At 71.0% G+C, this 19,445-nt stretch carries 17 protein-coding genes and 1 pseudogene; 6 read left to right on the top strand and 12 right to left on the bottom strand.

The window, feature by feature from the left end:
- Positions 1–464 precede the first annotated feature (464 nt).
- A complete protein-coding gene (locus IF78_RS45000; protein ID WP_158751371.1) occupies positions 465–2,681 on the top strand; it encodes a S8 family peptidase in 2,217 nt (738 codons plus the stop codon).
- 389 nt (positions 2,682–3,070) lie between these two features.
- On the opposite strand, the gene IF78_RS45005 is transcribed toward IF78_RS45000, so the two are convergent.
- The 7 genes and pseudogenes from IF78_RS45005 to IF78_RS0114705 all read right to left on the bottom strand — a co-directional run bounded on the left by IF78_RS45005 (position 3,071) and on the right by IF78_RS0114705 (position 7,569).
- Complete coding sequence (locus IF78_RS45005; protein WP_158751373.1) at positions 3,071–3,739, bottom strand: class I SAM-dependent methyltransferase; 669 nt, start codon at positions 3,737–3,739, stop codon at positions 3,071–3,073.
- Between the two features lie 5 nt (positions 3,740–3,744).
- Complete coding sequence (locus tag IF78_RS0114685) at positions 3,745–4,236, bottom strand: NUDIX hydrolase (protein WP_031477067.1); 492 nt, start codon at positions 4,234–4,236, stop codon at positions 3,745–3,747.
- 1 nt (position 4,237) lies between these two features.
- Entirely contained in the window at positions 4,238–4,570 is a 333-nt protein-coding gene (locus IF78_RS0114690) for a MazG-like family protein (RefSeq protein WP_037640446.1), read from the bottom strand.
- Between the two features lie 101 nt (positions 4,571–4,671).
- Positions 4,672–4,796: pseudogene (locus tag IF78_RS50425) on the bottom strand (LAETG motif-containing sortase-dependent surface protein); the annotation flags it as partial.
- Positions 4,797–4,807: 11 nt separating this feature from the next.
- The gene (locus IF78_RS0114695; protein WP_031477072.1) at positions 4,808–5,095 is read right to left on the bottom strand and encodes a hypothetical protein; all 288 of its coding nucleotides are present in this window, start codon (positions 5,093–5,095) and stop codon (positions 4,808–4,810) included.
- A 72-nt stretch (positions 5,096–5,167) separates the two neighbouring features.
- A complete protein-coding gene (locus tag IF78_RS0114700; RefSeq protein WP_031477073.1) occupies positions 5,168–6,967 on the bottom strand; it encodes a SulP family inorganic anion transporter in 1,800 nt (599 codons plus the stop codon).
- Positions 6,964–7,569, bottom strand: a complete 606-nt coding sequence (locus IF78_RS0114705) for a carbonic anhydrase (RefSeq protein WP_031477074.1) — start codon at positions 7,567–7,569, stop codon at positions 6,964–6,966. The genes IF78_RS0114700 and IF78_RS0114705 overlap by 4 nt, the downstream gene beginning before the upstream one ends.
- 189 nt (positions 7,570–7,758) lie before the next feature.
- Between IF78_RS0114705 and IF78_RS0114710 the strand changes: the two genes are divergently transcribed.
- From IF78_RS0114710 to IF78_RS0114725, 4 genes are all read left to right on the top strand, one after another.
- On the top strand, positions 7,759–8,658 hold the full coding sequence (locus IF78_RS0114710; RefSeq protein WP_031477075.1) for a winged helix-turn-helix domain-containing protein: 900 nt from the start codon (positions 7,759–7,761) through the stop codon (positions 8,656–8,658).
- On the top strand, positions 8,655–10,139 hold the full coding sequence (locus IF78_RS0114715) for a sensor histidine kinase (RefSeq protein ID WP_031477076.1): 1,485 nt from the start codon (positions 8,655–8,657) through the stop codon (positions 10,137–10,139). The genes IF78_RS0114710 and IF78_RS0114715 overlap by 4 nt, the downstream gene beginning before the upstream one ends.
- A 241-nt stretch (positions 10,140–10,380) precedes the next feature.
- On the top strand, positions 10,381–11,538 hold the full coding sequence (locus IF78_RS0114720; RefSeq protein ID WP_031477077.1) for an alkaline phosphatase PhoX: 1,158 nt from the start codon (positions 10,381–10,383) through the stop codon (positions 11,536–11,538).
- Positions 11,539–11,629: 91 nt separating this feature from the next.
- Positions 11,630–12,118, top strand: coding sequence for an excalibur calcium-binding domain-containing protein (locus tag IF78_RS0114725; protein ID WP_031477078.1), 489 nt, complete (start codon positions 11,630–11,632; stop codon positions 12,116–12,118).
- Between the two features lie 50 nt (positions 12,119–12,168).
- Here the strand turns inward: IF78_RS0114725 and IF78_RS0114730 are convergent, their stop codons facing one another.
- Positions 12,169–12,417: a hypothetical protein gene (locus tag IF78_RS0114730; RefSeq protein ID WP_031477079.1), complete on the bottom strand. Its 249-nt coding sequence runs from the start codon at positions 12,415–12,417 to the stop codon at positions 12,169–12,171.
- Positions 12,414–13,748 (bottom strand): S8 family peptidase, encoded by a 1,335-nt coding sequence (locus IF78_RS0114735; protein ID WP_078662441.1) that lies wholly within the window; start codon positions 13,746–13,748, stop codon positions 12,414–12,416. The genes IF78_RS0114730 and IF78_RS0114735 overlap by 4 nt, the downstream gene beginning before the upstream one ends.
- 259 nt (positions 13,749–14,007) lie before the next feature.
- Here IF78_RS0114735 and IF78_RS0114740 point away from each other — a divergent pair, with 259 nt between their 5' ends.
- On the top strand, positions 14,008–14,934 hold the full coding sequence (locus IF78_RS0114740) for an oxidoreductase (RefSeq protein WP_031477081.1): 927 nt from the start codon (positions 14,008–14,010) through the stop codon (positions 14,932–14,934).
- Positions 14,935–15,007: 73 nt separating this feature from the next.
- Here IF78_RS0114740 and nirD read toward each other — a convergent pair whose 3' ends face one another.
- The 3 genes from nirD to IF78_RS0114755 are packed head-to-tail and all read right to left on the bottom strand — an operon-like array spanning position 15,008 to position 19,160.
- A complete protein-coding gene (gene nirD, locus IF78_RS0114745) occupies positions 15,008–15,358 on the bottom strand; it encodes a nitrite reductase small subunit NirD (RefSeq protein WP_031477082.1) in 351 nt (116 codons plus the stop codon).
- Positions 15,355–17,943 carry a nitrite reductase large subunit NirB gene (gene nirB / locus IF78_RS0114750; RefSeq protein WP_031477083.1) on the bottom strand — a complete coding sequence of 863 codons (2,589 nt, stop codon included), beginning with the start codon at positions 17,941–17,943 and terminating at the stop codon, positions 15,355–15,357. The genes nirD and nirB overlap by 4 nt, the downstream gene beginning before the upstream one ends.
- Positions 17,943–19,160 carry an NAD(P)/FAD-dependent oxidoreductase gene (locus IF78_RS0114755; protein ID WP_031477084.1) on the bottom strand — a complete coding sequence of 406 codons (1,218 nt, stop codon included), beginning with the start codon at positions 19,158–19,160 and terminating at the stop codon, positions 17,943–17,945. The genes nirB and IF78_RS0114755 overlap by 1 nt, the downstream gene beginning before the upstream one ends.
- Between the last annotated feature and the right edge of the window lie 285 nt (positions 19,161–19,445).

The raw sequence follows: 19,445 nt of genomic DNA on the forward strand, positions 1-19,445 counted from the left end.
TACGGCCACTGAAACTCCGGAGTCGTCGCCCGTCCCCGACCCTCAAGACCGATGGGCGGCGACTCCGGTGCACTAAAGAGGGCGGCACCCTGTGCGGGGGTGCTGCCCTCTCCTGCATCAGCTGCGGAGGCAAACTCCCGCCGGCGTATCGGCCGCTGACGCCGATGGTGCCGCGGTCGAGGGCTGACACAGGCTCTTAGTGGCTCGCGCCCGGCGGATGCAGGCCGCGGGAATCCGCACGTCGGCGTAGCGTGCCAGGTCGGCCCGCCAGGAGGGTTGGCCAAGTAATTCCGTAGCACGGTCGTCGGAATCCCCGCGCGACCTGCACCGCCCGTCGGGCGGCGGGGTTTGGTACGGCCGCGGCCCTGGGCCTGTTCCGGTGCGGCGGAGCAGTGTGTCCCGTGCGACTCGTTGCCCCGCGCCAGGAGGGCAGGGGCACGGCGCATCAACCAGGGGGGTACGTGATGAGTTCTCACCCGTCGGACGCCTTCGCGGGCGGACTGGGGTACGTGGACAAGTCCAGCGGCCGGCGCAAGGTCTTCCGCCCGTCCACGGGCGAGGCCATGGTGCGCCTGGAACCAGGCATCACCAGGGAGGCCGTGGAAACTCTCGTGGAGAGTGGTCCGCTCCTGGAGATCAGTGAGGGTGTCAACCGGGCACGGGGGTTCGCTGCGGTGCGGCTGGACCCGGCCGCGGGCGGCGATGCCGCAGCCCTGACCGCGCAGCCGGCCGTCACCGACGCCCTGCCGGTGATGATCGACGAGGACGGTGCGACGAGGTACTTCGTCCCCGGTGAGCTCACCGTCCGTTTCGACGACACCGTCGACTCCGAACGGGCGACGGCGCTCATCTCCAGGCAGGGCAGCGCCGTGGTCACCGTCCAGCGCACTCCCGGGTACTACACGGTCACCGTTCCGCAGGGCCAGGACCTGTTCGCTGCTGTCCGGGCCTACTCCGCCCTGCCCGAGGTACGGTTCGCCGAGCCCTCCGAGGCGGGTTTCAATGACGCGTTGTACCTGCCCGACGACGTCGACTTCGCCCGCCTGTGGGGCTTACGCAATGCCGGGCAGCCCGTGCGCGGCGTGCTGGGCACCGCCGGTACCGACATCCGGTCCACGGACGCCTGGGACGTCACCCGCGGCGTGCCGGACGTCGTGATCGCGATCATCGACACCGGCGTCACCCTCACCCACCCCGACCTCGCGGCCAACCTGCTGCCCCAGGGCGGCGAGGACTGGGACTTCGCCGACGGCCCCGACCGCGTACCCGAGGACCACGACGGCCACGGCACGCACGTGGCCGGCACCGCCGCGGCCGTGGACAATACCCGCGGAGTGATCGGCGTGGCACCGGACTGCCGCATCATGCCCCTGAGGATCGACCTCACCACGGGCATGAACCAGAACCGCGCCGACGCCATCGCCTACGTCGGCCGCCAGGCGCGGGCGCACCGCGAGCGCCGCTACGTCATCAACTGCAGCTGGCGCACCAGCGGCGACCACGCGGGCATCCGCACCGCGATACGCGAGACCGTCGCCGAGAACGTGGTCATCGTCTTCGCAGCAGGCAACGACAACGTCGACACCGCTGTCACGCCGCGGTACCCCGGCGTCTACTCCGAGGTCATCGCGGTCGCCGCGCTGGACAGCCGGAACAAGAAGGCGTCGTTCTCCAACTACGGTACGACCGTCGACATCAGCGCCCCCGGCGTCCACACCTGGTCCACGTACCGGGGCGGCGGATACGCCTTCCTCAGCGGTACGTCCATGGCCGCGCCGCATGTCGCCGGTGTCGCCGCCCTGGTCTGGTCGCGCAACCTCGAACTGACCCAGGAACAGGTCCGGGCCGTCGTGGAGAGCACCTGCGACGACACGAACCAGGACAACCCCGGTTACGCCGGAAAGCTCGGCCGCGGGCGCGCCAACGCCTTCCGCGCGGTCACCAGTCGTCTGATCGCCTTCACCCCCGAACGGGCCGGTGCGGAGATCGGCGGATTCGACGTGTGGGACGGACGGGACCAGGCGATCGCGTTCGACTACGACCACAGCGGCAGGCAGGACCACCTGGTCTTCTACCGTCCTGGGACGGGCACGCTGTGGATTTTGAAGCACGGGGCCGGGAACAACTTCACCCCCGTCTACGCGGAGGGTTCGCCGGGCAAGGGCATCAGCGGCTACGACCTGGCCGACGACCGGGACCGGGTGTTCGCGTTCGATTACGACCACAGTGGCAAGCTCGACCACCTGGTGCTCTACCGTCCTGGGACGGGCACGCTGTGGATTTTGAAGCACGGGGCCGGGAACAACTTCACCCCCGTCTACGCGGAGGGTTCGCCGGGCCGGGGCATAGGGGGCTACGACCTGGCCGACAGCCGTGATCAGGTGTTCGCGTTCGATTACGACCACAGTGGCAAGCTCGACCATCTGGTGCTCTACCGCCCCGGTACCGGCACGCTGTGGATTCTGCGCCATGAGGCCGGAGGGGGCTTCACTCCCGTGTACTCCGAGGGTTCGCCGGGCCGGGGCATAGGCGGCTACGACCTGGCCGACAGCCGTGATCAGGTGTTCGCGTTCGATTACGACCACAGTGGCAAGCTCGACCATCTGGTGCGATTCTGCGCCACGAGTCCGACGACACCTTCGGTCAGGTCTACGCGGAGGGTTCGCCGGGCCGGGGCATAGGCGGCTACGACCTCGCCGACAACCGGGACCGGGTCCTGGCCCTGGACTACGAGCACAACGGCAAGGCCGACCACCTCGTCCTCTACCGGCCCGGCGCCCGCGTCATCTGGAACGTCCGGCACAGCGGAAACGTCTGACGCCGGCCGAGCGCGGGAGTGCTGCACGGCCTCGAAGGGCTTCGGCTCTCCGATGCCGCGCAGCCGCGGGTCGAGCACCCGCGCCCTGCACCGAAGTCGATGGCCTGAGAAGGACTCGGCCCGCTCGGCCGGGATCGCCGCGTGGCGGAGCTGGGTGCCGAGATCGGTGGCCTGTGCACGACGTGACGAGACGGGTAGCTATGTCGCAGACCGAGGGCGCTCGGCTCGGCCCCGCCCGCTGAGTGCCCCCACCTACCCGCGCCGCAGGGCCCTCACGACGACCGAACCCCAGAACGCGTTCACCGGATCCGCGGGCCGGAACACGTAGTCGACGGCATAGCCGTACTCGCCGAGGAGGCGGGCCCACCCGGTCAGTGAGTACATCCACCGCACCGTCCACATGGACCGAGCCGGCCCCGTCCGCACCAGCATGCGTCGCCTGCCCTCCGGCATGCCCGGTGAGCGGGTCAGGCAGGAGAACACCAGGCGTCCGCCGGGGCGGAGGCGGTCGGTCAGGGCGGGCAGGATGCGGTGCGGGTCGGCGAACCACAGAGCGCCGAAGTTGGAGAACGCCGCGTCCAGGAGGGGGAGGCGGGAGATGATCGGCACCGCGTCACCCAGCCACCACTCCAGGGTCCGTATGTGTCCGAAGCTGGTCATGGCGTGGTGGATGCGCACCGGAGACACGTCGATCCCGATGCCGCGTGCGAGGCCGTGCTCGGTGAGGCCGGCGAGCTGTGCTCCGTGACCGCAGCCGAGCTCCGCTACGGTCGCGCCGGTCAGGGGCCCGAGGAGTTCCGGACCGGGGCCGGGGGCCGTACGGAACGTCCAGGCCATGGCCTTCGGGCGAGCCCGGTTCGGGCGGCCGATTCCGTCCCAGGTGGCGGCGTTCAGGCGGGCGTCGGCGGCGTGTTGCGTCATCGCGGTCACAGGGGCCGCCCTTCCCGGAGACACACGACGGTTCCGCAGCGGGCGGCGGTGTGCAGGGCGGTGAGTGTCGGCAGGTGTGCCGACAGGGGCGTCGTCTCCAACTCGGGCAGGGAGAAGAGGCCGTCCTGGTTGTGTTCGGGGCTGCGTCTGATGGTCTGCCCGGTTGCGAGGGTGCCGCCGTGGAAGAAGAAGTCGATCGCCGGGCCTGTTCCCTTCACGTCGGCTCGGTGGTCGTAGCCGAGGAATCGAAGAGGCTGGTCGAGGACGATGCCGGTCTCCTCGTACAGTTCTCGGCGCGCGGCGGTCGGCGGGTCCTCCCCGTGGTCCAGCATTCCGCCCGGCAGCCACCAGGTTCCAGCCATCGGCCGGTCCTCGGCGTAGCGGAGCAGCAGGATGCGGCCATCGGGGTCCAGGAGCAGCACGCAGGACGCGACGACGGCCTGCGGAAGGGTTCGGATCCACTCCTCGCGCGGCCGCACTCGCTCCACGTCAGCCCTCCCGGACGGCGACGGTGCGGGCCGCGGCCTGCTTCAGGTGTTCGGTGAACACGGCCTCGGGGTCGGGTACGCCGAGGCGGTGCAGCGTCACCATCGACGTGATGATCACGTCGCAGACCTCCGCCGTCACGTCGTCCCAGGTATGGCTCGCTCCCTTCCGCGGGTTCGTGCCGGTCGCTCCGATGACGGCCTGGGCGGCTTCGCCGAACTCCTCCCCGATCTTCAGCACTTGGAGTACGCGCCGCTCGGCGGCGGGCACGTGCGCTGTGGAACGGTCGAGGAACGCGGCGAGTTCGGCCGTGGTCTGCCACGCGGTCGTGTCCAACGTCGTTGTTCCTTCCCTCGGTTGGGCGAGGCCGGGTCAGCCGCCCACCCGAAGGAACGTAGCGCGACGCAGAGGGGCACCGGCAGGGCGTCAGTGGGGCGTCAGCGGGGCGCGCGACGCCTGCGCACCGCCAGCAGCACCCGCCCCCGGCGAGCAGGGCGGCCGCACCGCCCGCCGCGATGTACGGCGTGCTGTCGTCGCCCCCGGTCTCGGCCAGGTCGGTGCCGCCCTCTCACGTCAGGCGCGGTCCGACTCGTTCATCCCCTCCGTGGCCGCGACCCGGTCGCCACGGCGGCCCAGAAGGGAGCTTCCCGCGACCACCAGGCCGACGGCGACGACCTTGGCGGCCGCGTGGTAGCCGCCCGCCATCTCCTCCGGGGCGCCGGGCAGCCGGAAGAAGCCCCACGCCGCTACGAGACACCCGAAGGCGATCAGTCCGACAGCCCCCCAGGTGCCGAGCTCCGCCCACCAGGGCCCGGAGCCGTGACCCCGTTCGTCGGTCTGCTCGGCGTCCTTGCCAGTCAAGGTCTGTTCTCCTCCGCGTGTGGTGGTCACGAGGAGAGACGGGAGGACGGTGCGGTGGGTTCACTGACCCGCTCAGCCCACCAGCGGCGGGCGCTCCGCGTACTCGTCGTAACCGCCGGGCAGCGGGCGCGTGTCCAGGTAGAACCACTGGGCGTCCGGGCCGGGGGCCGAGGCCGCGGTCGGTGTCGGGCTCGGTGTCGGCTCGGGTGTCCTGGCCGCCGGTGCCTCCGCCTTCGGCGGTCCCGGCATCAGAAGCTCCACGCGCAGTCCCATCCCCCGCTGCTGTGCCGTGAACTCCTCCACCTGGTTGCGGCACGCGTGGTCCAGATGTGTCACCCCGGTCAGGTCCAGGCGGATGCGAGGCTTGCCCGAGGCCGCCGCGGACTCCAGGGCCTCGATGACCTGGGGAAGGCGTAGGAAGGTCGCGTTGCCCGCCATGACGACCTTGGCCGTGTCGTCCTCGATGTGCTGCCGGATGACGGTCTGGGACATGCGCAGGGCCGCGAGGACGATGCCGGCTGCCAGGCCGAGCAGGACGCCCTCCAGCAGTGCCGTCGCCACGATGACCAGTGTCGTCACCGTCATGACGACGAACTCGCCCCTGTCCTGGCGCCACATCTTCGGGAACTCCTCCGGCGCGAACAGCTTCCAGCCGCTGTGGACCAGGACCCCTGCCAGCACCGAGATCGGGATCAACGCCAGCACCTGCGGCAGCAGCAGGGCGAAGGCCAGCAGCCACAGGCCGTGCAGGGTGCGGGAGATGCGGGTCTTCGCGCCGGCCTGGACGTTGGCCGAGCTGCGGGCGACGACCGCGGTGATCGGGAGGGCGCCGAGGACGCCCGCGACCGTGTTGCCGGCGCCCTGGGCGATGAGTTCGGTGTTGTAGCGGGTGCGCGGACCGCTGTGCATACGGTCCACGGCGGCCGCGGTGAACAGGCTCTCCGCGGAGGCGATGACCGTGAAGGTGAGGATGGAGCCGATGATCGCGGTGTCCGCGAGGCCCGCGAACTGCTCGGCTCCGGGGACCTGTACGGCCGCCAGCAGATTGCCGACCTGGAGCGTCTTGACGTCCACCCCGGGCAGCGCCGCGACGGCGATGCCGATGCCGACCGCGACCAGCGCGGCGGGGATCCGCTTCGCCGGGCCCGGCACCTTCTTCCATACGAAGCTCAGCACGATCGTGGCGACGCCGAGCAGCGTGGCGATCATCGCCTGGCGGTTGGTGAGGATGTCGGCGAACAGGGCCGGGATGCCCGCCATGTTCTCGATCGGCGTGCCGGGGGCCTTGCTGTCGGCCATCGGGTAGGCCTGGCTGAACATCAGCGGCAGCCCGATGCCGGCCAGCATGCCCTGGACGACCGCGATGGAGATCGCCTGGAACATCCGGCCGAGGCGTACGACGCCGAGGACGATCTGCAGGATGCCCGAGAACAGCACGATCACGCCGAGCATGGCCACGCCGTGCTCCAGCACCGTCTCCGCGACGAGCGCGGCGAGCCCGGCGGCCGGCCCGCTGACCTGGAGCGTGCTGCCCCGCACCACGCCGACGACCAAGCCGCCGATCACCCCGGAGATGATCCCGAGCTCGGCGGGGACACCGGAGGCGACGGCCACGCCGATGCACAGGGGCAGGGCGACGAGGAAGACGACGAGGGAGGCGGTGATCTCGTTGGCGAGGTCGGGCTTGGCGGCGCCGGGCTTCGCCGACGGGGCGGTGGGGCTCTTCGCCGCGGCGCTCTTCGCCGGGGCGCTCTGCGTCGGGACACTCCTCGCCGGGGCTCCGGCGGTCGTCGGCGCGGCCGTCTGCGTGCGCCCCTTCGTGAGCCCCCTCGTCCGCCCGGACCCGCGCCCTCGCGCATGCGCCCCGCTCATCCGCTATGCACCCGGAACAGACCGTCGCCCTCCAGCTCGTGCACCTGCCCGGTGTCCACCTCGTAGTACCAGCCGTGCAGCCGCAGCCGCCCCGCGTCCAGCCGCTGGCGTACGACGGGGTAAGACCGCAGTACGGCAAGCTGGTTGACGACATTTCCCTGCGCCACGTCGGGCAGCGACGGGTCGTCGGAGGCGGTCGTGAGGACCGGTGCCAGTTCGGGGCGGGCCAGTCGCAGCCAGGCGTCCACGCCGGGCAGCGCGGAGAGGTCGTCGCCGGACTTCAGCGCCCCCATCGCGCCGCAGTGTGAGTGACCGCACACGATGATGTCCTGAACGCCGAGCACCTCCAGTGCGTACTCGACGGTGGCGGCCTCTCCCGACGCGCCGGGGCTGCCGTACGGCGGCACGATATTGCCCGCGTTGCGGAGTTCGAATATCTCTCCGGGCCGTGCCCCGGTAATCAGTGCGGGTATGACCCGCGAGTCCGAGCAGGTAATGAAGAGCGCCTCGGGATATTGCCCCTCGGCCAGTTTCCGGTATTCACCGCTCTCGAAATCGACCCGCCGTTTGAACGAGCGGGCGCGGTCCAGCAATGCCTTCAACGGTGTCTCCTCGGTTGGGAGTTCGGCCAGGTCATCACACCGTAGAGAGGGCCACACCAGACGAAGGTTAAGCGAAGGCCAGAGCGCGCCCAGGAATTGGACATTCTTTGTCGCGCGGCCATGCAAGCGCTTGTCCCCTGTAGCGTGTTGACTTCAGGGCAGAGAATGTTAATTCGAGAGACAGGGTCAATGGGCATACGAGTACTGCTCATAGAGGACGACGAGACGATCGCCGAACCGCTCGTCGAGGGGCTGGCCAATTTCGGCCTGACGGTGGATCACGTCACCACCGGCGCCGAGGGGCTGAGAAGGCCGTACGGCGATGTCGTGCTGCTCGACCTCGGGTTGCCGGACATGGACGGCATCGACGTCTGCCGCCGCATCCGCCAGGTCTCGGACGTGCCGGTCATCATCCTGAGTGCGCGGGGTGAGGAGGCCGACCGGGTGCTGGGGCTGGAGCTCGGTGCGGACGACTATCTGGCGAAGCCGTTCAGCGTACGGGAGCTGGTGGCACGCGTGCGGGCGGTGACCCGGCGGACCCAGCGGACGGAGGCGGTGGCGGAGCAGGGGCGGGCGGGGATGGTGGCGGACCCGGTGCGCCTCGGTGCGGTGGCGGCGGAACCGCTCGCTCCAACGCCGCCTCGGCCGTACGAGACCACGCCGCCCCGGCCGTACGAGGCCGCGCCGACACCGTCGTACGAGATCGCGCCGCCCCCGTCGCACGAGGCCGCGCCACCCTCGTCGTACGACGACACCGCGCCCCAGCCCATGTACGTCCCGGGCCCCCTCGTCGTCGACCGCCGCACCCGTCAGGTCTGGGTCGGCGAGGCGCCCGTGACGCTCACGCCCAAGGAGTTCGAGCTGCTGGCGCTGCTGGCCGAGGACCCCGGTGCGGTGTACTCCCGGCAGCAGATCCTGGACCGGGTGTGGGATCCGCACTACGAGGGCCCGACCAAGACACTGGACGTCCATGTCGCCTCGCTGCGGCGGAAGTTGGGCGACCCGGCGTGGATCCAGACGCTGCGCGGGGTCGGCTTCCGGCTGGCGGTGCAGGCGGAGCCGGGCGGGCAGCAGGTGTCCTCGCCATGACCCGCCGGCTGCTGCTCAGCTATCTGAGCCTGGCCGCGCTCGTCCTGCTCTGTCTGGAGATCCCGCTGGGCTTCGTCTACTCGCGCAGCGAGCGGGAGCGGGTGGTGAACGCGGCGAAGGACGAGGCGGAATCGGTGTCGGCGTACGCCTCGCTGTCCCTCAGCGCGGGGCGGGCGGAGCGGGACCTGCCCCGCCGGGTCGTCCACTGCGCCGAGCGCATCGGCGGGAAGGTGGTGATCGTGGATGCCTCGGGCGCCCTGCTCGCCACCTCGCACCCGCTGGCCGCCGTCATGTCCGCCGACCTCGCCTCCCGGCCCGGCATCGCGGCCGCCCTGCACGGCACCTCCACGGTGGACGTCCGTACGTCGACCATCGGCGGGGTGGAGTACCTGTCGGTCGCCGCGCCCATCCGGCACACCTCGGGTCTGCAGGGTGCCGTATGGCTGACGGTGCCGACCCGGACGGTGCACGAACGCGTCCATCACGTCTGGCTGTTGCTCGGGCTCGGCGGGCTCGGGGTGCTCACCGCGGTCGCCGTGGTCGGCTTCGCCATCGCCCGCTGGACCGGGCGCCCGATCCGTGAACTGGAGGTCGCCACGCACGAGTTGGCGGACGGTGGCGTGGCCACGCCGGTGACGATCACGAAGGGGCCGCCCGAAGTGCGTCGGCTCGCCGCCGCGTTCAACCGTACGGCGGCCCGGCTCGCCCATCTCCTCGACGCCCAGCACGCGTTCGCGGGCGAGGCGTCCCATCAGCTCAAGACGCCGCTCGCGGCGCTGCGGCTGAGGCTGGAGAACCTGGAGCCGAACGTCGCGGCCCGCGGCCGGGGCAGTCTCGCCGCCGCGGTGACCGAGACGGACCGGCTCTCGCGGATGGTGGAGGGCCTGCTGGCGATGGCCCGCCTGGAGGAGAGCGCCGCGACGCCCGGCCCGGTCGACGTGGGCGCGGTCTGCGCGGAGCGGCACCGCACCTGGCAGCCGCTCTTCGAGAAGCAGCGGGTCTCGCTGGTGCTGTTCGCGGGCAGTGTGGGGCCCGTGCTCGCCGTACCCGGCGGGGTGGAGCAGATCGTGGACAACCTGCTGTCCAACGCCCTGCGCGCCTCCCCGGCCGACAGCACCGTGACCATGGAGCTGCGGCTGTATGTGCCGGCCCGCCGGGCCCTGCGCGACGCCCGCCCCGCCTGGGTCGACCTGCACGTCACCGACGAGGGCCCCGGTATGACGCCGGAGCAGCGCGCCCGCGCCTTCGACCGCTTCTGGCGTGCGCCGGGCGCCCCCAAGGGCGGGACGGGACTGGGTCTGTCGCTGGTCCAGCGGCTGGCGCACGCGAGCGGCGGTGAGGCGAGCCTGCACGCGGCGGCCGCGGGCGGGCTGGACGCGGTGATCCGGCTGCCGTCGGCTCAGGCGCCGCGCGAGGGACACGGCCCGGCGCCCGACAAGCCGGGGCAGCGGAAGCGGGTGGTACCGGCGTTGCGTGCGTGAGCGCACATGGGCTGCAATCAGAGGGGGCGCATACCAGCGGCGTCGCTCCGGGGAGCGCGCGCGGGTGGCACTCAGCTGAGCACTCAGGGACAGCGCACAGGCAGCACCCAGGTATGCCGTCCGACGGTCATGCGCCGGTCACGGTCCGTCCACCCTCCGCCCCTAGGTTCCATGCCGCCCCCCAGGCACGACCCCCGCCGTCGACCGGCGGCGGGGCGGTACGACACCTCTTGGAGAGAGAGTGGAACGTCGTAGCCTTCTCCGTGCGGCCGTCCTCGGCGGCTCTACCGCCGTCCTCGGCGGCACCCTGTGGCGCGGCGCCGCGTACGCGGCCCCGGCCCAGCCCGGCACCGGCCCCTACGGGGCGCTGGGCTCCCCCGACGCCAACGGCATCAGACTCCCCAGCGGCTTCACCAGCCGCGTCATCGCCCGCTCCGGCCAGACGGTCTCCGGAACCTCCTACACCTGGCACAACGCCCCTGACGGCGGCGCCTGTTACACCGACGGCACCGGCTGGATCTACGTCTCCAACTCCGAGATCAACCCGTCCGGCGGCGCGAGCGCGGTGAAGTTCTCGTCGACGGGCGCGATCACGGGCGCGTACCGGATCCTGTCCAACACCCGCCAGAACTGCGCGGGCGGAAAGACCCCCTGGAACACCTGGCTGTCCTGCGAGGAGGTGTCCCTCGGCTACGTCTACGAGACCGACCCCTGGGGCACGAACGCGGCGGTCCGCCGGGACGCGATGGGCCGCTTCAAGCACGAGGCGGCGGCCGCCGACCCGGTGCGCAAGGTGATCTACCTGACCGAGGACGAGTCGAACGGCCGCTTCTACCGCTTCGTGCCGACCACTTGGGGCAACCTGGCCTCCGGCACGCTGCAGGTCATGGTCGCGGGCAGCGGCACGTCCGGCTCCTTCACCTGGGCGAACGTCCCCGACCCGGACGGCTCCCCGACGTCCACCCGCACCCAGGTCTCCGGCTCCAAGTCCTTCAACGGCGGCGAGGGCTGCCACTACGCCGACGACACGGTCTGGTTCACCACCAAGGGCGACAACCGCGTCTGGCAGCTCAACCTCACCAACAACACCTACGAGTTGGCCTACGACGACTCCCTCGTCAACGGCACGGCCCCCCTCACCGGCGTCGACAACATCACCGGGTCCTCCTCCGGCGACCTCTTCGTCGCCGAGGATGGCGGCAACATGGAGATCTGCGTGATCACCCCGGACGACGTGATCGCCCCGTTCCTGCGGATCGACGGCCAGTCGAGCTCGGAGATCACGGGTCCGGCGTTCTCGCCGGACGGGACGCGGCTGTACTTCTCCAGCCAGCGTGGCACGAGCGGCAGTTCGTCGGGCGGGATCACGTATGAGGTGAGGGGTCCCTTCCGCTCGTAGTCGCAGCGGTCACGAAACAGACACATCTCCTCCACATCCGGACGCTGGGCATTACGGTCATCCCCTCACGCAACACCAGTGGGGGGATGACATGACCAATCCGTACACGACACCGCATGTACCGCAGCCGCCGCAGCGGCCGTTCCGCCCGGCGCCGAGGTGGGCACGCAAGCGCTACGTACTTCCGGCTCTGGGGCTCGCCTTCTTCATCGGCATTGGCGCGGGCGGCACCTCGAGCCAGGCCACGTCCTCGGCCGGCGCCAAGCCGAAGGCGGCCGCACCGCAACCCACGGTGACCGTCACGGCGACCACGACGGCCCCGGCGGAAGAACCCGAACCGGCGCCGACGGTGACGGTGACGGCCACGAAGACGATCAAGGTCACCACCACCGTCACGGCGGCGCCCGCGGCGGACAGCGGCTCCGTCTCCGACGACAGCGGCGACTCGTCCGGCGACGACGTCTACTACGCCAACTGCAGCGAGGCCCGTGCGGCCGGTGCCGCCCCGATCCACCGGGGCGAGCCCGGCTACGCCTCCCACCTCGACCGCGACAACGACGGGGTGGGCTGCGACAGTTGACGGGCGGACGGCTGCCCCGGTCCTCAGGCTCCGGGGCAGCCGTCTCGGTCTCACTGGATCGGGGAGTCGGGCGGCGGAAGCTGGACGATCCGCTCCAGATCGACGGATTCGACACCGTCGACCGCCTGAAGGGCCGGTATCCGGTCCCCGGCCACGGTGCCGGAGAGCGTGCCGAGGGTCGGCTGCTCACCCGTGACCGTCAGGCCCGCCCGCCGCAGCGCTTCGACGACTTCCGCGAACCGGTCGGGGTCGACCGCGAGGATGACCCCGACCGGTGCGGGCCGGGAGGGCTCGTTCACGGGGCCTGGAGGAGGCCCGCGCCGACGTCGCGGACGGGCTGCGTCAGCGGGAACGCGCCGGCGAGCAGGGCGGCCTTGAGGTCGGCCGCGGAGGCGTTGGGGTTCGCCTCGGCGAGCAGGGCGAGGACGCCCGCGACATGCGGAGTGGCCATGCTCGTGCCCTTCATGTGGGTGTACCCGCCACCGGGGGCGGCCGAGCGAACGTCCCAGCCGGGCGCGGCGATGTTGACCTCACCGCCCTGGCCGTTGATGCCGCCGTTGGAGAAGAACGCTGGCGCGATGGCCTTGTCGAGCGCGCCCACCGCCAGGATCGACGGACAGTTGGCGGGCCGGCTGACGGGGTCGATGTCCTGGGGCCGGTTGCTGTCGTTGCCCGCCGCGGCGACGATCAGCGTCCCGCGCTCGAACGCGCGCTTGGCCAGAATCTCGTACGTCTGCGGGAAGAGCTCGTTCTTGCGGACCGGTGCGCCGAGCGACATGGAGATCACTCGTGCGCCGCGGGCGATCGCCCAGGCCATGCCCGCCAGGATCTGGCCGTCGGTGCCGGTACCCCGATTGCTGAGGACCTTCCCGGCGAGGATCCGGGCGTCGCAGGCCACGCCGTAGCGGGGTTGCTGCTGTGGATTCTTCGGACCGGCAACGGTGCCGATGCAGTGCGTGCCGTGGCCGTTGGCGTCCTCGACGGACTCGCCGAGCACGAACGACATCGTCTCCTCGAGGCAGCCGACCAGGTCCGGGTGGTCGGTGTCCACGCCGGTGTCGAGCACGGCGACCTTCACGCCGCGTCCGGTCAGGTGGGACAGGTTGGCCCGGATCGCCTGCAGGCCCCAGGTGAAGGCCTTCTCGTCCCAGGCCGAGCCTTGTGCTACGGCCATCTCGGCCCTGGAGTGGCGGGCGACGACTTCCTCGTCGCTGCGGTAGGCCGGGAAGAACTCGGTCGGCGCCTGCGTCGGGGCGGTGATCGGCATGGCGTACACCATGCGCTCGGGCTCCGCCGCGATGATCGCCTGATCGGCTTCGGCCGTGGTCACCAGCGCGTGCCGCTGCTCGGGCCGTACCTCGACGACTGCGGCGCCGAGTTCCTCGAAGTGCACCGAGACGTCGGGGCGCTCGAGGAGTTCGGCTATGTTCGCGGTCTCGGTTCCTCGGACGCGTTCGACGGACGCGATGTCGGCGGAGGAACGCAGCGCGTTCAACCCGCTCTCCTGATTGCTCGGGTCGAGCAGGACCACGTACCGGCCGGTGTACTCCGTGCGCTGGTCAGGGGTGTGGCCGTTGGGCCGGTCGGGCTGCCCGCCGAAGGAGCGCCTGTCCATGGGTCCGTTCGCCATTGAATCTTCCCGCTTTCTGTGTGCTTCCCTGTGCGTGGACACACGTCGACACACGGAGTCGCGGGCGTCGGGGTTGGTCGGCGCGATGCGGTCGTGATATCGACGTGAAAATGCCGTGACCTGCAAGGACGTGCCCTACCGGGGTCTCGGCAGTGCCCCCTCGAATACGTTCGCATCGGACACTGTTGTACGCAACAGAACAAAGTGGTACAGGGCACAACAAGTAGGCGTTTAATCTGCCACCGGAAGGAGCCTCGTCATGCCCGGCTGGACCGCACACGACATCCCCGACCAGAGCGGCCGCGTCGCCGTCGTCACCGGGGCCAACAGCGGGCTCGGGTACGTCACGGCGCGGGAACTCGCGCGGAAGGGCGCGCGGGTGGTGCTCGCGTGCCGGAGTGAGGCGCGGGGGGCTGAGGCGCGGGACCGGCTGGTGCGCGAAGTGCCAGCTGCGCGGGCCGAGTTGAAGCGACTCGACCTCGGAGACCTCGGCTGCGTACGCGACTTCGCCGCGGCGTTCCCGTACGACCGCCTCGACCTGCTCGTGAACAACGCCGGCGTGATGGCGTTGCCGTACGGCACCACGGTGGACGGGTTCGAGACGCAGTTCGGCGTCAACCACCTCGGGCACTTCGCGCTCACCGGTCTGCTGCTGCCCGCACTGCTCGGGACGCCGGGCGCGCGGGTGGTGACCGTCTCCAGCCCGATGCACGCGATGGCCAACATCGACATCGCCGACCTCAACGGCGAGCGGCGGTACCGGCGTTGGGTCGCCTACGCCCGGTCCAAGACCGCCAACCTGCTCTTCACGCACGAGCTGGCGCGCAGGCTGGCGGCGCAGGGGGCGGAGGTGGTGGCCGCCGCCGCACATCCCGGGTACGCGGACACCAACCTGCAGACCGCGGGCCCGCGCATGTCGGGGCGCCGGGCCGGTGAGTGGTTCATGCGCGTCGGCAACCGCGTCTTCGCCCAGTCCGCCGAGGCCGGCGCGCTTCCCACGCTGTACGCCGCGACCGCCCCCGACGTCCGCCCCGACTCCTTCACCGGCCCGTCCTTCGCCATGTGGCGCGGCTCACCCGCTCCGTCGTGGCGGGCACCCTGGACGCTCAACGACCGTGCTGGGGAACGACTTTGGGACGAATCGGAGCGGCTGACCGGGGTGACGTACGACGCCCTGAAGGTGTGAAGGGGCGGGGGCGTGCGCTCCGGCCATCGCCCCCCGCCCCTCTTCGCGAGCCGTCCAGAGCCCTTCCGAGCTCTTACGACGCCCGCACTTCGTACGTCGCGATCCGCACCGTCTCGTCGTCCAGGCACTGCCCGGTCTCCAGGTCGAACCGCTGCTTCAGCAGGGGCGAGGCCACGAACGGGCGGCCCTGGTGGGTTCCGGTCAGGCCGCGGGAGAGGACGGCCGCGCCGCTGAACGGGTCGCGGTTGTCGATGGCGTACAGCTGTCCGGCGCGGTCGCGGAACAGGGCCACCTGGTCGCCGTTCGGCAGCAGGGCCGCCACACCGCGGCCGGGGAGCAGCCGGGTCAGGTCGCAGACCGTGAACCAGTCCTCGTCCAGCCGTACTTGGACCTTCAGGTCGGTCGTCTCGGGTGCCAGGGTCATCGCTGGGCGCTTCCTTCCAGGGGGCGCTGGCCGATGGTCAGCAGCGGCAGGTCGGGCTTGATCTGGTCGCGCTCGGGGACGAAGCCGACGACCGGGTCGGGGGTGTCCGGCGCGTTGATGAAGGAGACGAAGCGGGCCAGCTTCTCCGGGTCCTTGATGGTCTCCGCCCACTCGTCGCGGTAGTTCGCGACATGGGCCGCCATCAGGGACTCCAGCTCCTCGCAGATGCCGAGGGAGTCCTCGACGACCACGTCGCGGACGTGGTCCAGGCCGCCGGGGATCCGCTCCAGCCACACGCTCGTGCGCTCCAGGCGGTCCGCCGTACGGATGTAGAACATCAGGAAGCGGTCGATCAGGCGGATCAGCTCGGCGTCCGACAGGTCCTGTGCGAGGAGGTCCGCGTGGCGCGGGGTCGCGCCGCCGTTGCCGCCGACGTAGAGGTTCCAGCCGTTGGCGGTGGCGATCACGCCGAAGTCCTTCGACTGGGCCTCCGCGCACTCGCGCTGGCAGCCGGAGACCGCCGACTTCAGCTTGTGCGGGGAGCGCAGGCCGCGGTAGCGCAGCTCCAGGTCGATCGCCATCCGGACCGAGTCCTGGACGCCGTAGCGGCACCAGGTCTGGCCCACACAGGACTTCACCGTGCGCAGGGCCTTGCCGTACGCGTGACCGGACTCGAAGCCCGCGTCCACCAACCGCGCCCAGATCAGGGGGAGTTGCTCGACGCGTGCGCCGAACATGTCGATGCGCTGGCCGCCGGTGATCTTCGTGTAGAGGCCGAAGTCGCGGGCGATCTCGCCGATCACGATCAGGCCCTCGGGGGTGATCTCACCACCGGCGATCCGCGGTACGACCGAGTACGAGCCGTTCTTCTGGATGTTGGCGAGGAAGTGGTCGTTGCTGTCCTGCAGCGCCGCCTGCTCGCCGTCCAGGACATAGCCGCTCGCGCCGATCGTCGGGGCGAGGGAGGCGATGATCGAGCCGACCGCCGGCTTGCAGATCTCGCAGCCGTCGCCGCCCTTGGCGCCGTCGCGGCCGTAGCGGTCCAGCAGGTCCTGGTAGGTGTTGATGCGCAGGGCGAGGACGATCTCGTACAGCTCCTCGCGGGTCTGCGAGAAGCAGCCGCACAGGCCCTTGTCGACCTCGACGCCGGACGCCTCCAGCTCGGCGTTGATCAGCTGGCCGAGGACCTTGACGCAGCTGCCGCAGGTCGTACCGGCCTTGGTGCACTTCTTCACCTCGGGCACGGTCGTGCACTGGTGGTCGTTGACCGCGCCGCGGATCGTGCCCTTGGTGACGTTGTTGCAGGAGCAGATGATCGCCTCGTCCGGCAGCGCGGACGGGCCGAGCTGGGCGGGCGCCCCGGCACCGGCCGGCAGCACCAGCGACTCCGGGGAGACCGGCGGGACCGAGCCGGTGAACGCCTTCAGCGTGCCGTACGCCTCCGCGTCGCCGACCAGGATGCCGCCGAGCAGCGTGCCGTCGCGGCCGATGACCAGCTTCTTGTACAGGCCCGCCCGGGAGTCGGAGTAGACGACGTCCAGGCAGTCCTCGGCGGTGCCGTGCGCGTCACCGAAGGACGCCACGTCCACGCCGAGCAGCTTCAGCTTGGTGGAGAGGTCGGCGCCGGTGAAGGAGGCCTCGTCGGCGGCGATCGTCGCGGCGGCCGTCTCGGCCTGCTCGTAACCCGGGGCCACCAGGCCGTACACCCGGCCGTCCGAGGCCAGCGCGCACTCGCCGATCGCGAACACGTGCGGGTCGGCGACCGTACGGCACTGCTCGTCCACGGTGATGCCGCCGCGCTCGCCGACCGTCAGACCGCAGTCGCGGGCCAGCTGGTCGCGGGGGCGGACACCGGCGCTGAACACGACCATGTCGGTGGCGAGTTCGGAGCCGTCGGACAGCTTCATGCCGGTGACGGCGCCCTCGTCGTCGACGACGACCTCCTGCGTGCCCACACCCGTGTGCACGCTCAGACCCATTTCCTCGATCGTGCGCAGGAGGGCAGCGCCGCCGCCCTCGTCCACCTGCACCGGCATCAGACGCGGCGCGAACTCCACGATGTGCGCCTCGACGCCCAGGCCCTTCAGCGCACCCGCGGCCTCCAGGCCCAGCAGACCGCCGCCGACCACGGCACCGGTCGTGGCCTTGGTCTTCGCGTACTCCTCGATCGCGAGCAGGTCCTCGATCGTGCGGTACACGAAACAGCCGGTGGCGTCCTTGTTCGGGACCGGCGGCACGAACGGGTACGAGCCGGTGGCCAGGACGAGGGTGTCGTACTCGAAGACCTCGCCCGACTTGGCGGTGACCTTCTTCGCCTCGCGGTCGACGGAGACCGCAGGGTCACCGATGCGCAGCTCGATGCCGTGCGTGTCGATGAACTCCATGTCCGTCATGGACAGGTCCTCGGGCGTCTTGCCCGAGAAGTACGAGGTCAGCGCTACGCGGTCGTACGCGGGACGCGGCTCCTCGCACAGCACGACCACGCGGTGCGTGGCGGTCAGGCCGCGCTCGGCGAGCGCTTCGAGGAAGCGCTGGCCGACCATGCCATGGCCGACGAGCACGATTGTGGGGGTGGCCGTGGACATCAGGAGCCTCCATCGTTGGTGAGCAGGTGGAGCAGGGGGCCGTCGTCGGGGAGCGGCTCTGCTCCCTCCCAGGCGCGGGCGAGCGCGCCGACGGTGCCGAGTTCGCCGACGAGAACCCCGCCGACCAGGCGGTCGTCGCGGACGACGACCTTGCGGTAGGTGCCGCGGGTGGCGTCGGCGAGCTGCACGACGTCGTCGCCGGGCCGGGCCTCCGTCTCGCCGAACGCGGCGAGGTCGAAGGGGGAGTCGTGGCCGGCGAGCGTGAGCCGGGTCAGCGCGCGGGTGCCGGTGTAACGGGCGTCCGTACGGCGTCCCGACAGCAGCTCGGCCAGGACTTCCGCCTGTTCGAGCGCCGGGGTGGCGAGCCCGTAGACCGTGCCGTCGTGCTGTGCGCAGTCGCCGATCGCCCGGATGTGCGGGTCGGAGGTGCGGAGCTCGTCATCGACGACGATCCCCTTGCGCACCTCGAGTCCGGCGGTCTGCGCGAGGCCCGCACGGGGGTGCACCCCGCAGGCCAGCACCACGAGATCGGCGTCGAGGGCGTAGCCGTCGTGCATCTCCACGGAGCGGACCGCGCCGCCCACGCAGCGCACGTCACGCACTCGGCACTCGGTGTGGATCTCGACGCCGAGGTCCTTCAGATGCCGCTGTACGAGCTTCGAGGCGCTCGGGTCGAGCTGGCGCTCCATGAGCCGCTCGCCCTGCTGGGCGAGCACGACCTGGGCGCCGCGCTGGGCGAGCGCACGGGCCGCGGAGACCCCGAGGAGACCGCCGCCGATCACGACCGCCTTCACACCCGGCCGGACCGCCTTGGAAAGCCCCAGGCAGTCGTCCATCGTCCGGAAGGCGTGGACGCCCTCCGGCAGCACGTGGCCCGGCGTGAACAGGCCACGCAGCGGCGGCAGCACCGAGTTGGAGCCGGTGGCCAGCACGAGCGTGTCGTATGCGATCTCCGAGCCGTCCGCGAGGTGTACGGTCCGCACCTCGCGGTCGATGCCGGTGACCCGGCCGCGGGTCAGCTCCGCGGGCGCCGGCAGGGCGATCACATCGGGGCTGTACCGTCCGGCCAGCACCTCGGCGAGCAGCACCCGGTTGTACGGGCGGTGCTCCTCGTCGCCGACGAGCGTCACGGGCGTGCCGAGCTCGCCGAGCCGCCGGGCGAGTCGTACGCCCGCGAGTCCGGCGCCGATCACCACCACACGCGTATTCGAGGTCATGCCTAGGAGCGTGCGGTGCGGGTGTTACCCGACCGCATCACGTCTGTTTCCCACGAGGAACGCTGCCCTCAGCGGGGGCCGGGGGCCGGTGTGAGGGTTCGGCGAGGGCGGCGGGGGCGGGCTGTGAGGTGGGCGTTCGCGGTGGTGGGGCGGGGTGGACCGGAGCCCCGGTTTCCGTGCAGCCACCATCGTCTACGACCGGGTGCGTCCTGCATGACCTGCCGCACACCCCTCCCTGTCCTGAACCTCAGGAGCCCCTCAAACAAGATGGACACCCCACGCATC

The sequence above is a fragment of the Streptomyces bicolor genome (genome assembly GCF_000719285.1).
Classification (GTDB): domain Bacteria; phylum Actinomycetota; class Actinomycetes; order Streptomycetales; family Streptomycetaceae; genus Streptomyces; species Streptomyces bicolor.

Excerpts from the sequence above, each read along its gene's own strand:
- IF78_RS45000 (WP_158751371.1), top strand. The coding sequence starts at position 465 with ATGAGTTCTCACCCGTCGGACGCCTTCGCGGGCGGACTGGGGTACGTG.
- IF78_RS45005 (WP_158751373.1), bottom strand. The coding sequence starts at position 3,739 with ATGACGCAACACGCCGCCGACGCCCGCCTGAACGCCGCCACCTGGGAC.
- IF78_RS0114700 (WP_031477073.1), bottom strand. The coding sequence starts at position 6,967 with ATGAGCGGGGCGCATGCGCGAGGGCGCGGGTCCGGGCGGACGAGGGGG.
- IF78_RS0114710 (WP_031477075.1), top strand. The coding sequence starts at position 7,759 with ATGGGCATACGAGTACTGCTCATAGAGGACGACGAGACGATCGCCGAA.
- IF78_RS0114715 (WP_031477076.1), top strand. The coding sequence starts at position 8,655 with ATGACCCGCCGGCTGCTGCTCAGCTATCTGAGCCTGGCCGCGCTCGTC.
- IF78_RS0114725 (WP_031477078.1), top strand. The coding sequence starts at position 11,630 with ATGACCAATCCGTACACGACACCGCATGTACCGCAGCCGCCGCAGCGG.
- IF78_RS0114735 (WP_078662441.1), bottom strand. The coding sequence starts at position 13,748 with ATGGCGAACGGACCCATGGACAGGCGCTCCTTCGGCGGGCAGCCCGAC.
- IF78_RS0114740 (WP_031477081.1), top strand. The coding sequence starts at position 14,008 with ATGCCCGGCTGGACCGCACACGACATCCCCGACCAGAGCGGCCGCGTC.
- nirD (WP_031477082.1), bottom strand. The coding sequence starts at position 15,358 with ATGACCCTGGCACCCGAGACGACCGACCTGAAGGTCCAAGTACGGCTG.
- nirB (WP_031477083.1), bottom strand. The coding sequence starts at position 17,943 with ATGTCCACGGCCACCCCCACAATCGTGCTCGTCGGCCATGGCATGGTC.
- IF78_RS0114755 (WP_031477084.1), bottom strand. The coding sequence starts at position 19,160 with ATGACCTCGAATACGCGTGTGGTGGTGATCGGCGCCGGACTCGCGGGC.